15 protein-coding genes and 1 pseudogene are annotated in these 15,049 nt (G+C 72.6%); 7 read left to right on the plus strand and 9 right to left on the minus strand.

Features of this window, described 5'->3' with window-relative positions:
• Positions 1-38 precede the first annotated feature (38 nt).
• Positions 39-704 (plus strand): alpha-ketoglutarate-dependent dioxygenase AlkB family protein, encoded by a 666-nt coding sequence (locus ACKTSN_RS42250; RefSeq protein WP_409473902.1) that lies wholly within the window; start codon positions 39-41, stop codon positions 702-704.
• A gap of 27 nt (positions 705-731) precedes the next feature.
• Positions 732-1,976, plus strand: a complete 1,245-nt coding sequence (locus ACKTSN_RS42255; protein WP_409473903.1) for an ROK family protein — start codon at positions 732-734, stop codon at positions 1,974-1,976.
• A 13-nt stretch (positions 1,977-1,989) separates the two neighbouring features.
• Here ACKTSN_RS42255 and ACKTSN_RS42260 read toward each other — a convergent pair.
• From ACKTSN_RS42260 to ACKTSN_RS42280, 5 genes and pseudogenes are all read right to left on the minus strand, one after another.
• A pseudogene (locus ACKTSN_RS42260) lies at positions 1,990-2,283 on the minus strand (LysR substrate-binding domain-containing protein); the annotation flags it as partial.
• A 95-nt stretch (positions 2,284-2,378) separates the two neighbouring features.
• The gene (locus ACKTSN_RS42265) at positions 2,379-2,810 is read right to left on the minus strand and encodes a tautomerase family protein (RefSeq protein WP_409473904.1); all 432 of its coding nucleotides are present in this window, start codon (positions 2,808-2,810) and stop codon (positions 2,379-2,381) included.
• Positions 2,811-2,828: 18 nt separating this feature from the next.
• Positions 2,829-3,005: a DUF1272 domain-containing protein gene (locus tag ACKTSN_RS42270; RefSeq protein ID WP_129798371.1), complete on the minus strand. Its 177-nt coding sequence runs from the start codon at positions 3,003-3,005 to the stop codon at positions 2,829-2,831.
• Positions 3,006-3,101: 96 nt separating this feature from the next.
• Positions 3,102-3,680, minus strand: coding sequence for a DUF4865 family protein (locus ACKTSN_RS42275; RefSeq protein WP_409473905.1), 579 nt, complete (start codon positions 3,678-3,680; stop codon positions 3,102-3,104).
• Positions 3,681-3,692: 12 nt separating this feature from the next.
• A complete protein-coding gene (locus ACKTSN_RS42280; protein ID WP_409473906.1) occupies positions 3,693-4,265 on the minus strand; it encodes a TetR/AcrR family transcriptional regulator in 573 nt (190 codons plus the stop codon).
• Between the two features lie 167 nt (positions 4,266-4,432).
• On the opposite strand from ACKTSN_RS42280, the gene ACKTSN_RS42285 reads away from it, so the two are divergent.
• From ACKTSN_RS42285 to ACKTSN_RS42295, 3 genes are read left to right on the plus strand one after another with little or no spacing between them, the layout of a single operon-like run.
• Positions 4,433-4,723: an SHOCT domain-containing protein gene (locus ACKTSN_RS42285; protein WP_409473907.1), complete on the plus strand. Its 291-nt coding sequence runs from the start codon at positions 4,433-4,435 to the stop codon at positions 4,721-4,723.
• Positions 4,720-5,469, plus strand: a complete 750-nt coding sequence (locus tag ACKTSN_RS42290) for an ABC transporter ATP-binding protein (protein ID WP_409473908.1) — start codon at positions 4,720-4,722, stop codon at positions 5,467-5,469. The genes ACKTSN_RS42285 and ACKTSN_RS42290 overlap by 4 nt, the downstream gene beginning before the upstream one ends.
• Complete coding sequence (locus ACKTSN_RS42295; protein ID WP_409473909.1) at positions 5,466-8,027, plus strand: ABC transporter permease; 2,562 nt, start codon at positions 5,466-5,468, stop codon at positions 8,025-8,027. Before ACKTSN_RS42290 ends, ACKTSN_RS42295 begins: the two co-directional genes overlap by 4 nt.
• Positions 8,028-8,075: 48 nt before the next feature.
• On the opposite strand, the gene ACKTSN_RS42300 is transcribed toward ACKTSN_RS42295, so the two are convergent.
• Positions 8,076-8,600 carry an ATP-binding protein gene (locus tag ACKTSN_RS42300; protein ID WP_409473910.1) on the minus strand — a complete coding sequence of 175 codons (525 nt, stop codon included), beginning with the start codon at positions 8,598-8,600 and terminating at the stop codon, positions 8,076-8,078.
• A 374-nt stretch (positions 8,601-8,974) separates the two neighbouring features.
• Positions 8,975-9,298, minus strand: coding sequence for a hypothetical protein (locus tag ACKTSN_RS42305; protein ID WP_409473911.1), 324 nt, complete (start codon positions 9,296-9,298; stop codon positions 8,975-8,977).
• Between the two features lie 310 nt (positions 9,299-9,608).
• On the opposite strand from ACKTSN_RS42305, the gene ACKTSN_RS42310 reads away from it, so the two are divergent.
• Positions 9,609-10,733, plus strand: a complete 1,125-nt coding sequence (locus tag ACKTSN_RS42310; RefSeq protein ID WP_409473912.1) for a PLP-dependent cysteine synthase family protein — start codon at positions 9,609-9,611, stop codon at positions 10,731-10,733.
• Positions 10,734-10,737: 4 nt separating this feature from the next.
• Here ACKTSN_RS42310 and ACKTSN_RS42315 read toward each other — a convergent pair whose 3' ends face one another.
• On the minus strand, positions 10,738-11,208 hold the full coding sequence (locus tag ACKTSN_RS42315) for an SRPBCC family protein (protein ID WP_409473913.1): 471 nt from the start codon (positions 11,206-11,208) through the stop codon (positions 10,738-10,740).
• Between the two features lie 82 nt (positions 11,209-11,290).
• The gene (locus ACKTSN_RS42320; protein ID WP_409473914.1) at positions 11,291-12,121 is read right to left on the minus strand and encodes a DeoR/GlpR family DNA-binding transcription regulator; all 831 of its coding nucleotides are present in this window, start codon (positions 12,119-12,121) and stop codon (positions 11,291-11,293) included.
• 304 nt (positions 12,122-12,425) lie between these two features.
• Here ACKTSN_RS42320 and ACKTSN_RS42325 point away from each other — a divergent pair, with 304 nt between their 5' ends.
• Complete coding sequence (locus ACKTSN_RS42325) at positions 12,426-14,786, plus strand: hypothetical protein (RefSeq protein ID WP_409473915.1); 2,361 nt, start codon at positions 12,426-12,428, stop codon at positions 14,784-14,786.
• Positions 14,787-15,049: the final 263 nt, after the last annotated feature.

Here is a 15,049-nt window from a genome sequence, read left to right on the forward strand (position 1 = left end):
GAGCCGCAGCTCAGGGCCGGTGCGGGAGGATGGACGGCATGGAGGCCGAGCTGTTCCCCAGAGACCGTACGGAGATCGCGCCGGGCGCGGTGCACGTGCCGGACTGGCTCGACGCGGTGCGCCAGCGCGAGCTGCTGAGCGCCTGCCGGGAGTGGGCGCGCCCGCCCGCGGGACTGCGCACGGTCCGCACGCCCGGCGGTGGCACGATGACCGCCCGCCAGGTCTGCCTGGGCCGGCACTGGTACCCGTACGCCTACGCCCGCACGGTCGTCGACGGAGACGGCGCCCCCGTGAAGCCGTTCCCGGCGTGGCTCGGTGAGCTGGGCCGGCGCGCGGTGGCGGACACGCTCGGCGCGGAGGCGGCCGCGGGGGCCGCGTACGACATCGCGCTGATCAACTTCTACGACGGCGACGCCCGCATGGGCATGCACCGCGACAGCGACGAGAAGTCCGCCGCGCCGGTGGTGTCCCTGAGCCTCGGTGACACCTGCGTCTTCCGGTTCGGCAACACCGAGACCCGGGCCCGGCCCTACACGGACGTCGAGCTGCGCAGCGGTGACCTGTTCGTGTTCGGCGGGCCGTCGCGGATGGCGTACCACGGGGTGCCGCGGGTGCATGCCGGCACCGCGCCGCCCTGGCTCGGCCTGATCGGACGACTGAACATCACCCTGCGGGTCAGCGGCTTCCCGGCGGACGCTGGCTGACGTGCGGATCATGGGAGACTCGCCCTCATGAGCGGCAAGGCGGACCCCCGGCCGGCGGGGGAAGGGACCACCTCGAGGACGCGACTGGACCGGGGGCGCGGCGCGCTCGGGCCCGCGTTGGAGCTCGTGCACACCGGGCGGGCCCCGACCCGGGCCGTGCTCACCGCCGAACTCGGCGTCACCCGGGCCACGGCCGGCGCGGTGGCCGCCGAGCTGGAGGCGTTGGGGCTGATCCGGGTCGACGCCCGGCCGGGCGCCGCCGCCGGTTCCCAGGGCCGCCCCTCGCACCGGCTGGAACTCGCCGAGGACGGGCCCGTGGCGCTGGCCGCGCAGGTGCACGCCGACGGGTTCCGGGCGGCACTGGTCGGACTCGGCGGGCGGATCGTGGCGACCGCGCCCGGCTGCGAGGTCGTCGACGCCGATCCGGCGAAGGTGCTCGGGTCGGTCGTGGAGGCCGGTGCGGAGCTGCTGCGCGAGACCGGGCGGCGGTGCGTGGGCGCCGGTCTGGCGGTGCCGTCGGCGGTCGCGGAGCCGGAGGGCCTGGCGCTGAACCCACTGCACCTGGCGTGGCCGGCGGGCGCGCCCGTGCGGGAGATCTTCGCCGAGTGCGTCCGCGCGGCCGACGTCACCGGACCGGCCTTCGCGGCCAACGACGTCAATCTCGCCGCGCTCGCCGAGCACCGGCACGGCGCCGGGCGCGGCTCCCGCGACCTGCTGTGCGTGGCCACCGGGCACCGCGGGGTCGGCGGTGCGCTGGTGCTCGATGGGCGGCTGCACTCGGGCAGTTCGGGCCTCGCCCTCGAAGTCGGCCACCTCACCGTCAACCCCGAGGGCCGCCCCTGCCACTGCGGCAGCCGCGGCTGCCTCGACGTCGAGGCCGACCCGTTGGCCTTCCTCACGACGGCGGGCCGCGAGCCGGGCCCCGAGGTGTCCCTGCTCCAGCAGGCCAACGACCTGATCCGGCACGAGTACGACGACCCCGGAGTGCGCGCTGCCGCGGAGGCCCTCATCGACCGCCTCGGCCTCGGACTCGCCGGCCTGGTGAACATCCTCAACCCCGACCGGATCATCCTCGGCGGCCTGCACCGCACCCTCCTGGACGCCGACCCCGACCGGCTGCGCGCGGTCGTCGCCGACCGCAGCCTGTGGGGCCGGAGCGGCGGCGTCCCCATCCTGGCCTGCTCCCTCGACCACAACAGCCTGGTCGGCGCCGCGGAGTTGGCGTGGCAGCCGGTGCTGGACGATCCGCTGGGTGCGCTGGCGACGGCGTGACGCCTACCGGGTCCTACGAGGTCCGCTCCGTCAGACTCCACAGCGCCGCCACCGCCGGGCGGCGCAGATCGGCCCGCCGGACGCACAGCCCGATCGGCAACGGCTCCGGCGGCGGACCAGGGACGGGGATCGCCGACAGCCGGTCGTGCATCGAGCTGTGCTCCAGTACGAGGCGGGGGACCACGCCGGTGCCGCAGCCCAGGGCGACCAGCGTCAACAGCCCTTCGTGACCGTCCGGTTCACCGGCCACGTCGGGAACCCGGTCGCGCGCCCGGAACCAGCGGTCGGCCGCCTCCCGGACCCCGCCGACATCGCCCTGTTGAGCGCCTTCGACACCCACCCCGCGCATGAGGCCCTGGCTGTGGCGGCAAAGCTCCGGCCGTCCGTGGACATCGCCGTGGCCTAGGACGACGGTCCGGTGAGGGCGGGGGAATCGACGGGCGCGGGGCTGTCGGCGTACTGCGCGACCCCCTCGCCGAACGACCAGTCGACGGGCTCGTTCTCGAGCAGGTTGACGAACACGTTCCGCGGCTCGGTCCCCGCGTACTCGTGGGCGAGTTCGGCTATCCGCCGGAACAGCGCCTGCTTCTGCGCGGGTGTCCGCCCGGAGCGCATCGTGATCGTGACGAACACGAGGCCGTCGTCCCGGCGGATGCCGAGATAGCCGTCGTCGTAGCGCAGGGTGTTTCGGCTGCCGTCATGACCGACCAGCACCTGGAACCGGTCGTCGGCCGGAATCCCGATGGCCTCCACCAGGGCGTCGTGCACGGCACGGCCGAGGGCGTCCAGCCGCTCGGGGTCGGATCCGAGGGCGTCGATGCGGACGAAGGGCATGTGTGGGGGTCCTCCTTGTCAGGAACGGCGAGGTCTGGGGACCAGCTCGCCACCGCAGTTGGGACAGACGTCCCGCATCGCTTCGCTGCACGGCACACAGAAGGTGCACTCGTACGAGCAGATGCGGGCGGGCGCGTCGAGCGGCAGCGCCGCCGTCTCGCAGCGCTCACAGCGATCGCGCATCTCCAGTGCCATGTCCTCGCCTTTCGTCACCTCCGCAGACCATGGCGGCCTGTCACCTCCCATCCTCTGCATGGTCGTCATGGCCGAAAGTGGCCGTTGGGTCAGAGATCAACATGATCGGGCCAGCCGATCGCGTCCCGGCGCGGACATGTGCAGTACCTCGAACACATCGCCCTCGGTCTCGGGCGTGTCGTGTTCCCAGAGAGAGAAGTGGACGAGCTCCCAGTGACCTGTGTCCACGGCGGCCGCCGCCAGCATCGCACCGTCCTTGCCGGCCAGCCGCCCGGTCTCCCGCACCGCCTCCGCCATGATCTCGCTCAACAGTCCGTCGGCCGGAACCCGTTGGCGCCGCCGCACCGCTGTCCGCGCGGAGGAGTGGGCGGCGCCGCCCTCCTCGTACGCCAGCCCGGTCCACTGCCGGACCGACGGCCGCCCGAAGTCGTCGGCGATCCCTTGGAAGGGGCCTCCCCAGAGGAAGGAGTTCATGCCCGCCACGGTGTTCCAGAGATAGAACGGCGCGTACTGGTTGACCGGCGATCCGTGCACACCTCGCTCGCGCATCAGATACGTCTTGAAGCCCAGGCCCTGCCACTCGTCGAGCAGGTGCCCCTTGCGCGCGACGCGCCGGCGGATGATCTTCATGTCGTAGTCGGTGGGCAGAGTGAGTTCGTACTGCATCGCGTGCATCGGTCCGCCTTCCTAGCGCGGGGAGAGAAGGGAGAGCAGACCCCGGACGCCCGCATCGAAGGCGGCGGGTGAACCGGACGCGCGGGCGAGGACGTAGCCGCCCTGGACGGTTGCGACGATCGTCGCCGCGATCGACTCGCCGTCGAGCCCCGGCGCGAACCGGCCCTGCTCCTTGCCCTCCTCGACGATCCCGGCGAGCCGTTCACGCAGCCAGTCGATCGTCTCGTCGACGGGCGCCCGCAGGTCGTCGTTCGCGATGACGTCCGGGTCCATCGTCAGCCGCCCGATCGGACAGCCGCGCAGCACATCGCGCTCGCGCCGCAGATACGCCTCGATGCGCTCGTACGGCGTTCCCGGACCGTCGAGTACTCCCGCGGCGGTAGCCCGCATCTCCTCGGCGGTCCGCCGGATCGCGGCCAGGGCGAGATCCGGCTTCCCCTTGAAGTGGTGGTACATGCTGCCCTGCCCGGCGCCCGCGCGCTCCAGGATGGCTTTGGGGCTGGTGCCCACATAGCCGCGCTCCCACAGCAGTTCCCGGGTGGACTCGATCAGTCGGTCCGAGGTGCTCATGCCGTCACTGTACATACTAGTAGTTACAGAAGTCGAGCCCTCTGAAGCAGCGGAACCGGCCCTGCGTACTCCCCGCGAGGTACCCGCACTGCCGCTGGCCGTACGACGACCCGGAACCCCCTGCGGCGTGAGTCTCGAGGCATCGACGAAAGACCCGCTGAGACGACTGGAGATGACTCGGGATGCAGACCCTCGCACACTGGGACGGCGGCCCCGGCCCGTGGATCCTTCTCTTCCCGCTGATCTGGGCAGCAGTGATCGTCGGCGCCGTCACCGTCCTGCGCCGCACCGTCGGGCGCGGCCGCCGCGCACCGTGGCGCGGGGTGGACGACAGCCGCCCGACCGGCGACTCGCCCATCGCTGTCCTCGGCCGCCGCTTCGCCTCCGGCGAGATCGACGAGGACGAGTACTGGCGCCGGCTGTCCGTGCTGGACGAGCAGTTCGGCCGTACGGGCAAGGGCGGTGCGGCGTGAAAACCACGACCGCCACCCGGACGGCCGCCCGGGTCGCCGACGCCGTGAAGGTCTACGGCGTCGGCGACACCGAGGTGCGGGCCCTGGACGGGGTGAGCGTCGGCTTTCCGGCCGGCCGCTTCACTGCGATCATGGGGCCTTCGGGCTCCGGCAAGTCCACCCTGATGCACTGCGCGGCCGGCCTCGACACGCTCACCTCGGGCACCGCCCACATCGGCGACACCGAACTCGGCTCCCTCGACGACCGCCGTCTCACCCTGCTGCGCCGCGACCGCGTCGGCTTTGTGTTCCAGGCGTTCAACCTGGTGCCCACGCTGACTGTCGCCGAGAACATCAGGCTGCCCCTGGACCTCGCCGGCAGCCGTGGCGACGCCGAGTGGATCGACGTGCTGACCGACGTGGTCGGCCTGCGCGGCCGCCTCCACCACCGGCCCGCCGAACTCTCCGGCGGTCAGCAGCAACGCGTCGCTGTGGCCCGCGCGTTCGCCGGACGCCCGGACGTCGTGTTCGCCGACGAGCCGACCGGCAACCTCGACTTCCGCTCCGGCGAGGAGGTACTGGGGCTGCTCGGCCGGGCCGTGCGCCAGATGGACCGCACCGTCGTCATGGTCACCCACGACCCGGTCGCCGCCGCTCACGCCGACGAGGTCGTCTTCCTCGCCGACGGACGCCTGGTCGACCGCATGGAATCCCCGACCGCCGAGAAGGTCCTGGACCGCATGAAAGCCTTCGAGGTGCCGTCATGAGCGCCTCCGTACGCCTGAGTGTGTCCTCGCTGCGCGCCCACAAGCGCCGCTTCGCCGGTACGTTCCTCGCGGTGTTCCTCGGCGTCGCCTTCCTCGCCGGGACGCTCGTCATGGGTGACACGCTGCGGGCGAGCTTCGACTCGATGTTCGGCAACGCGACCAGCGGCACGGACGCCGTCGTCCGCAGCGCCGACGCCATCACCACGCCCGGCGGGAGCCAGGGCGTGCGCCGGCCGGTCGACGCCGACCTGGTGGGGACGCTCGAGCGGGTTCCCGGCGTAGCGGCCGCCGTGCCCGACATCGAGGGCGCGGGCCAGCTCCTCGGCGCGGACGGCGAGCCCATCGGCGGGCAGGGCCCGCCCACCCTCGCCGGCAACTGGATCACCGACCCACAGCTCAACCCGTACGAACTCGCCGAAGGCCGCGCCCCGGAGAAGTCCGGCGAGGTCGTCGTCAACCGCGGCACCGCCGAGCGGGGCGACCTGAAGATCGGAGACACCACGACCCTGCGCACCCCGGAACCGGTCCAGGTGACGATCGTCGGCCTGGCGACCTTCGGCGGCGAGGACGGGATGGCCCAGGTGACGTTCACCGGCATGACGCAGGCCGACGCGGAGAAGTACCTCACCGCACGCCCGGGCGAGGCGACCGGCATTCTGGTGCGGGCCGGTCCCGGCGTCGGCGAGCAGGAACTGGTCGACCGGCTGACTCCCGTGCTGCCCAAGGGGGTCGAGGCGCTCACCGGTCAGGAGTCGGCCGAGGAGAACACCGAGATGATCTCCAGCCAGTTCCTGAGCGTCTTCACCACCTTCCTGCTGGTGTTCTCCGGTGTCGCCCTGCTGGTCGCGACCTTCTCCATCCACAACACCTTCGCGATCGTCGTGGCCCAACGCACCCGCGAGCACGCCCTGTTGCGGGCGCTCGGCGCCTCCCGCCGCCAGATCACCGCGGCGACCCTCGTCGAGGCGGGCGTCGTGGCGGTGACCGCGTCGGCCGCCGGTCTCGCGGGCGGCATCGGGATCGCCGCCGGGTTGCAGGCGCTGTTCCCGGCCATCGGATTCCCCTTCCCCGAGGGCGATCTGGTGGTCAAGGCGCTCTCCCTGGTCCTCCCGCTCGCGGTCGGGATCGTGGTCTGCCCGGCCTCCGCACTACTGCCCGCCGTGCGCGCCGGCCGCACCGCACCCCTGGCCGCGCTGCGCGAGACGGCCGTCGACTCCTCCGGCGCCTCCCGCGTCCGGGCCGTCACCGGCACGTCACTCGCCGCCCTCGCGGTGACCCTGACGCTCACCGGCGTCCTGGTGTCGCCGTCCGTCTGGCTGGCGGGCAGCGGTGCCGTCCTGGCCCTGGCCTCCTTCGTGGTCCTCGGCCCGGTCGCCTCCACCACCGCCGTACGCGTCCTGGGCGGGCCCCTCGACCGGCTGCGCGGCGTCACCGGCGGCCTCGCCCGGCGCAACGCCCTGCGCAGCCCGAAGCGGACGGCCGCCACGGCGAGCGCGCTGATGATCGGCGTGGCCGTCGTGTCGCTGTTCACCGTGTTCGGAGCGTTTCTGAGGGCGACGATGGACCAGACGGTGTCGCGGTCCTTCGCCGGTGACGTGGCGGTCAGCACGCCGTCGTTCGGCGGGGGCGGCAGCGGGCTCAGACCGGAGCTGGCCGGCGCGATCGGGCAACTCCCCGAGGTGGACACGGCCGTGGGCCTCGGCAGCGGCGTCGCCGAGGTGGAGGGACAGGGGAGGCCGCTGACCGTCACCGACCCCGCCGCCCTGGAACGCACCTTCGACCTCGGCGCCGTCCGGGGCTCCCTGGACGCCCTCGGCACCGACGGCATCGCGATCACCGAGAAGGAGGCCGACAAGCAGGACCTCACCATCGGCGACACGGCCCGGCTCACCTTCACCGACGGCCGGAGCGAGACCTTCACCGTCCGCGCGGTGTACGGGCAGTCCGAACTCGCGGGGGACTACGTCATCACCCGCCCCGCCTGGGCACCGCACCGCATCCAGGACTCCGACACGCTCGTCGCGGTCTCCTTCAAGGACGGCGTGAGCACGGACGCGGGGAAGGCGGCGGTGGAGAGTGTCGCGGCCCGGTACGGCAACCCCGACGTGCAGACCCGTGACGAGTACGCGCAGTCGTCGGCCGGCGGCATCGACATGATGCTCACCCTCGTCTACGCGCTGCTCGCCCTCGCGGTGCTCATCGCCCTGCTCGGCATGGCCAACACGCTGACGCTGGCTGTCCACGAACGCATCCGCGAACTGGGCCTGCTGCGGGCCGTCGGTCAGACGCGTCCCCAGCTGCGGGCCATGGTCCGCTGGGAGTCCGTCCTGGTCGCCGCTTTCGGCACGGTGGGCGGGCTCGGCCTCGGTGCCTTCCTCGGCTGGGTGCTGGTGAAGGCCTCCGACGGTGCGAGCGACAGCGCCTTCGCCTTCGCGATGCCGCCTGTTCAGCTCGCGGTGGTGGCGTTGGTGGGCCTCGCGGCCGGAGCTCTCGCGGGCCTGCGGCCGGCCCGGCGTGCGGCCCGACTGGACGTGTTGCGCGCCATCGCGACGGAGTGACGGGCCTCGGCCCCGCGGTGACTTCGCCGAGGCCCTCTCACCGCCCGGTCAGCCGACAACGGCCGACCGGGCGGGAGCGTGTTCGGGCGTACGGCTGACGGGTTCGACCTCCGCGAACCTGGGGGCGGGATCCGCGGCCGTGCGGCGGGCCGGGCGTGGGGTTGCCTTCACCGCGGGCAAGGCCGTCGGCAGCGTGAACCAGACGACCTTGCCCTGGTCACCGTCCGGCCGCATACCCCAGCTCTCGCTCATCGCCGCCACCATCGCGAGACCCCGCCCGCAGGTGGCCAGTGGATCCGCGTCCGCCACCACCGGGAGGCGGGGGTCGCGGTCGCGCACCGACACCATGAGCCGGTCGAGCAGCAGCTCGATCTCCACGGTGCACGTCTTGTCGGGCTGGGCATGCCGGTGGACGTTCGAGAGCAGTTCGGTCACACCGAGCGCCGCTTGGTCTATCAGGGCATCCAGATGCCAGTAGCGCAACTGCGCAGATACGATTCTGCGGACCTGGCCGATCCGCGACGGCAGGGCTTGGAGCTCCACCGTGCAGTGCCTGCGTGGGTGACTGATCACGGCTGCGACTCCCCGACGTGAGGTCCGGAAGAACACGGAGTTCGGATCCAGCAGCGCGCCTGCGTGAAACTGCCGCCTGCTGTCGTGACCGGCGGCTGGTTCGCAGCGTTATCGCCGGTAAACCCAGAGTGACGTGAGACCAGAGTGACGCAGGGGGTCCAGCCGCGCAACTCGCGGCTGCGTGGCGGCCATGGCTCGTCCGAGCGGCCTGCACGGCTCACGTCGACGTGACCTGCACGACTCGGATGGGCGTGGCTGTCACGGCTCACGTCTGTGGGGCCACCACGGCCCACCGCCGCCGGTGGGCCACCGCGGGCCACCGCGGCTCGGCCGGCCGCCGCCACCCCCGCCGGGCCGCCCCACCCCGGCGGCGCTCAGCCGTCACGGCGTGCCGCCCTGCGTACGGCCTCGATGAAGCGGCGCGCCGCGGGCGGTCCCGGCTCGCCCGGTGCGGGGTCGTGCTCGCCCAACGTCAGCGAGTAGCGCTTGCCGTTGAGGTCGGCCAGCGCGCGTGCCTCGGAGGCGAACCAGGGCTTCGACGCCCGCACCGCCTGCACCGGTGCGCTGTCGATCTCGCTTCCGTAACTGGTGAGCAACTCCAGCCTGCCGTCGCTGATCCGGACCTGCCCGGCCCGGGTGAGGGAGCGCAGGCCCTGACCGATCCGCACCCCCATGGCCGTGAACTCCGGCTCCGCCATACCCTCCTGCCCCCTCGTCGCGCGTGGCTTCCCGTCCGGCGTTTTCGTCCCGCGCGGTGCAGTCTGCCCGTCACCGAAGACGCGCACCAGTGCGCACGTCACCCGGGCATAGGCCACCCGGAGCACTCGCGCGAATGCGCCCCCGAGGGCTTCCGCCGGGGTGGCGCGCAACGGTCCGCTGCGCCCCCAGGGCCGTCTTTGAGCTGCTCAAAGATGCGTTTATGCAGGTGAGAAGCGTGCGGAAGCCTGTTTATGATCGGTGTACCGGCCGCGCCACCCGCCGTCGGCGCGCAGCCCAAGGAGCCCCGCCGTGACCACCCCCCAGCAGACCAGGACCGGCGCCACCCTCGACGTCGACCACAGCGACACCGTCTACCGCGGCTGGCTGAAAGAGGCCGTCCGCAAGGTGCAGGCCGACGCCAACCGTTCTGCCGACACCCACCTCCTCCGGTTCCCACTGCCGGACCACTGGGGCATCGACCTGTACCTCAAGGACGAGTCGACCCATCCCACCGGCAGCCTGAAGCACCGGCTCGCCCGCTCGCTCTTCCTCTACGGCCTGTGCAATGGCTGGATCCGGCCGGGCTGTCCGGTGATCGAGGCCTCCAGCGGCTCCACGGCGGTCTCCGAGGCGTACTTCGCGAAGCTGATCGGCGTGCCCTTCATCGCCGTCATGCCCCGCACGACGAGCGCCGAGAAGTGCCGCTTGATCGAGTTCCACGGCGGGCAGTGCCATTTCGTGGACGACCCGCGCACGATGTACGAGGAGTCCGCCCGCCTCGCGGCCGACACGGGCGGCCACTACATGGACCAGTTCACCTACGCGGAACGGGCCACGGACTGGCGCGGCAACAACAACATCGCCGAATCCATCTTCCGCCAGCTGGAGTTGGAGCGGTTCCCGGAACCCGCGTGGATCGTCGCCACGGCCGGCACCGGCGGCACCTCGGCGACCATCGCGCGCTACGTCCACTACATGCAGTACGACACGCGCGTGTGCGTCGCCGATCCGGAGAACTCCTGCTTCTTCGAGGGCTGGACCACCGGCGATCCGGACGTCACCTGCGACTGCGGCTCACGTATCGAGGGCATCGGCCGGCCACGTATGGAACCGAGCTTCGTGCCCGGCGCCATCGACCGGATGATGAAGGTGCCCGACGCGGCCGGCGTCGCCGCCGTGCGCGCCTTGGAGCAGGCCATCGGCCGCAAGGCGGGCGGCTCGACCGGCACCGGTCTGTGGAGCGCCCTGAAGATCGTCGCCGAGATGGTGGCGGACGGGCGTACGGGCAGCGTGGTCACCTTGCTGTGCGACCCGGGGGACCGCTACCTGGACAAGTACTACTCGGACACCTGGCTCGCCGAGCAGGGCCTGGACATCACGCCGTACACGGCGGCGATCGGGACGCTGCTCGCCACGGGCCTCTGGCCGGACTGAGCGCTCACCGTGCGAGCCGCCGGTCCAGCGCCGTCACGGCGTCCTTGAACGCGCGCCCCAGGCCCGCCCGCGCCAGCCTGAGCACAAGGCGGAACACCGGCGTCCCGTCGGCGGCGAACGTCCACTGCACGCGCGTGCCGGCGCCGGCCGGCGTGAGCCGCCACTCCTCGACGAGCGCACGGGCCCCCGGCGTGTTGGTTGCGTCGACGCGGTACGCGTACACCTCGGGCTCCTTGGCCACCAGGATCGTCTCCGCGAACCGCGTACCGCCCTTGAGCCGGATCTCCCGTCCGGCGCCGTCGTCGGTGGGCCGGGCCAGCGTCACCGCCGAGAACCACTGCGTCCAGCCGGGCACGTCCTCGGCGAGCGCACGGAAGACCGTCTGAGGGGGAGCGGTGATCTCGCGGGCGAAGACCAGCCGTACGGGCGCGGCCCGGACGAAGTCGACCTCCACCGGACGCAGACGGCGAGCCATGCGAAACCCCCTGTACGGCGGGCGGGGACAGGGCAGCCCACCATAGCTGGCGGACCGTCAGATGTCTGCGCCGCCGACGCGGTCAGAGGTCTTCCGCGTCCTCCTCCTCGCCCGCCACCACCAGGTGCCGCAGATGCTCAGAGATCTCGGCCCGGGCATCGGTGGGCAGCCCCGAGTCGGTGACCAGCGTGTCGACCTGCTCCAGCGTGGCGAAGGAACTCAGGCCCACCGTGCCCCACTTGGTGTGGTCGGCGACCACCACGACCCGCCGCGCCGACTGCACCAGGCGCCGGTTGGTCTCCGCCTCCGCGAGGTTCGGCGTCGACAGGCCGGCCTCCGTCGATATCCCGTGCACTCCGAGGAACAGCACGTCGAAGTGGAGCGTCGCGATCGCCTGGTCGGCCACCGGCCCCACCAGCGAGTCGGACGGGGTGCGCACGCCACCCGTCAGCACCACCGTGGCCGCGCCCTGGCGCTGGCCCGAGGAGCGCTGCGCCGCGTGGAAGACGTCGGCGACCCGCACCGAATTGGTGACGACGGTGAGATCGGCCACCTCGATCAGGTGGTGCGCCAGCGCATACGTCGTCGTACCGCCCGACAGCGCGATCGCCGAGCCCGGCGCGACCAGCTGCGCCGCGGCCTTGGCGATGTCCTCCTTGGCGGTGAGCTCCAGACCCGACTTGGCCTCGAAGCCCGGCTCGTGCGTGCTCGCCTCCGCCACCGGGACCGCACCGCCGTGGACCTTCTCCAGAACGCCCTGGCGGGCCAGCGCGTCGAGATCGCGGCGGACCGTCATGTCCGACACGCCGAGCTTGCGGGTCAGCTCGTTGACGCGGACGCCGCCGCGGCGCCGCACCTCGTCCAGGATCAGGGCGCGCCGCTGCTCCGCGAGGAGGTTCTGATTCTCACTCACGTACGCTCCGGTCCTTTCCTCAAGCCTGTCCGACATGCCCTCGCACCCGCTCCGACAAGGACATTCTCCCGCCCCCGGTGCGTTGGCGTCCCATATTCGCACGGGTCGGCCCGGGACGCGTCACCGGCTGCCCCGACGCGAACATGTCACAGTGGCCTTGTCCTTTTATCCTTTGCCATCCTTGCCTGTCTGTCACACGGATCGGGAAGATTCGGTGACGAGAGGTGTGGGCGGGGTGTCCAGCGGAGATCCTTGAGCCCGCACCGACAGATGCCAACGGCACGTCTCGGGGGAAGTGCAAGAAGTGGAACGTGCGCAGGAACGTGCGTGGAGCGACGGGGCGGCCGGGCCCGCCGAGCGGCCCGATCATGCCGGGGCCGCCCTGGAACTGCTGGTCCACGGGGTGGGCGGTGCCACACCCGAGCACATGCTGGACGACCCGCGCACGGTGCGGATCTCCGGCGACGACACCGCGGCCGTCTTCCGGCGCGCCGACGACGTCGAGGTCGAGACCCGCACCGACACCGCCGACCCGGACGAACGGGCCGGCGATGCCGCCGGGCGGCCGGTGCCCGAGGCGTACGTCTGGTCCAACCTCACCTCCGGCAACAGCGCCCGCGCCCTGTGGCTGCTGTTACTGCCGTTCATGGTGGCCAACCTCGCGCACTGGATGCGCCCGACCGCGCGGGGCCGCGTCCGGACGGTGCGGCTCTACGGGCTGCTGGTCCGACTCGTGGGACTGACCCTGACGGTGCTGCTCGTCGCGGCCGCCTGCGAGGTCGCCCTGGACCTGACCGCCTGGCAGTGCGCGGGCACGCCCGCCTGCGCCGAGCGGCATTCCTGGCTGGGCTTCCTGTCGCCCACGGATTCCGACGGCGGCTGGTGGAGCCCGCCGGGCCGCAGGCTCGCCCTGGCGTCCCTGGTGCCCGCCGCCCTGGTCGGCCTGTTGTGGTACCTCTCCCTGCGGACCTGGGCCGCGTACGAGTCCGAGCAGCCGCTGTCGCGCACCGCCGAGGACGACGAGGACACCGGCCGCACCTCACTGGCCCGCCCCGGCTTCTGGTACGGCCGGCGCCTGGTCGCCCGGCTGCGCGGCGCGCACACCGCCGCGGGCCTGCTCACGGTGGCCGCCGCGGTCGCCGGCGCCGCCGCCCGGCACGACCGCGAACCCGGCGGACCAGCCGTCCTGGAGACGCTGGGATGGCTGCTGGAGGCGGCACTGGTGATCGGCGCGACCCTCGTCGTGTGGGCGGTCTGCCGACGGGGCCGCAGCGAGCAGCACCTCGACCAGGGACTCGACGCGCCCCTCGTACGACACCTCCCGCTCGGCGCCCTCGTCCTGTTCGCCCTCACCCTGGTCTATGCCGGGTGGGAGCGCCCCGAGTGGGCATCGGACGGCCGGCTGCCGGGCGACGCGACCTTCGGCGGCATCGTCCTCGTGCAGGGCCTGCTGGTGATCGTCCTCGGTGTGGTCGCCCACCTCCTCCACCGCAGCGATCCCGACCCGCGTGCCGCGATGCGCGGCCTGGCCGGGCCCGCCGTCGCGATGCTGGCCTGCGCCCTCGGCGCCGTGATGTCCGGCGGCGTGTCCCAGCGGGTGGCCGACTGGCTGGACGGCACCCGGGCCGCCATCCCCGGTGCGCCGGTCCTGCTGACCTGGCAGGCGTCCGTGATCCCGCCGCTGCTGGTGGTCCTGCTCGTCCTGTGCGGCTGGCAGGCGTGGCGCACGCTGGGGCTGGCCCGCGCGGAGCGCGCCGTGGTGGAACGCACCTATCCGGGGGAGTCCAAGGACCCCGAACGCACCCGCCGGATCGCGCGCACCCGCGCCATGGCCACGCTCACCGACCGCGGGCCCCTCTTCGTCGCCGCGACCTCCACCGTCGGCCTGCTCCTGGGCACCGGGGCTCTGGTCGGTGCCATGGCCACGGAGCAGACCCCGAGCCAGGCCGCCGAGCACACACACCCCTTCGTCCACGGTGCCGCGGAGACCGCCCAGGCCCTCGGCTCCTGGCTGATCGGGCTCGGCTTCATCCTCTTCGTCACCTGGGGCCGGCGCGCCTACAAGGACGCCTCCGCCCGGCGCACCATCGGCATCCTCTGGGACGTCGGCACCTTCTGGCCGCGCGCCGCGCACCCCTTCGCCCCGCCCTGCTACGCCGAGCGGGCCGTGCCCGACCTGACCTGGCGGATCACCACCTGGACGCGCACCACGGGCGGACGCCTGGTGATCTCCGGCCACTCCCAGGGCAGCGTCCTCGCCGCCGCCGCGGCCTGGCAGCTGACCCCGACCGTGCGCAAGCGGGTCGCCCTGCTGACGTACGGCTCTCCGCTGGAGCGCCTGTACGGCCGCTGGTTCCCCGCCCACTTCGGGCCGGCCGCGCTCACCGCCCTGCACCACGACGTCGACTGCTGGGCCAACCTGTACCGGCTCACCGACCCGATCGGCGGCCCCGTCCGGCTGCCCGACGACAGCGAACCCGAGGTCGACCGCGAGCCGTTGCAGGACCCGCTGGCCCACGGCCGCACCGACCTTCACCCGCTGCCCGCCCCCGTCCTCGGCCACTCCGAGTACCAGGCGGACCCGGCTTTCGGCGCCGAACGCGCCCGCCTGCTGGCCCGACTGCGCCCGGAGGTGCCGGCGCAGCGCCCGGAGGCCGACTCCTAGGTGGTGTGCCCGGCGGTCACCTGATTCTTGCGAGGATGCCCCGGTGTGAACGACTCCGTTGGGATATCTGCAAACCGGTGATGGTGGTTGGTCGGGGCTGTCAGGATCGGTGTGGTGTCGATCAAGGGGGTCGGATGTCGCTGGAGTCGCGGCGTGACGCTGGCGTGCCGGGTCTGACCGCGCGGGTGGTGCGGACTTCGTTCCCGAAAGGGACGCTGGCTGTCCGCATCCGTGAGGCACTCGGCCCGCTGTTCGAGGACGAG

Origin of the sequence: Streptomyces flavusporus (genome assembly GCF_046267975.1) — a bacterium.
Taxonomy (GTDB): Bacteria; Actinomycetota; Actinomycetes; order Streptomycetales; family Streptomycetaceae; genus Streptomyces; species Streptomyces flavusporus.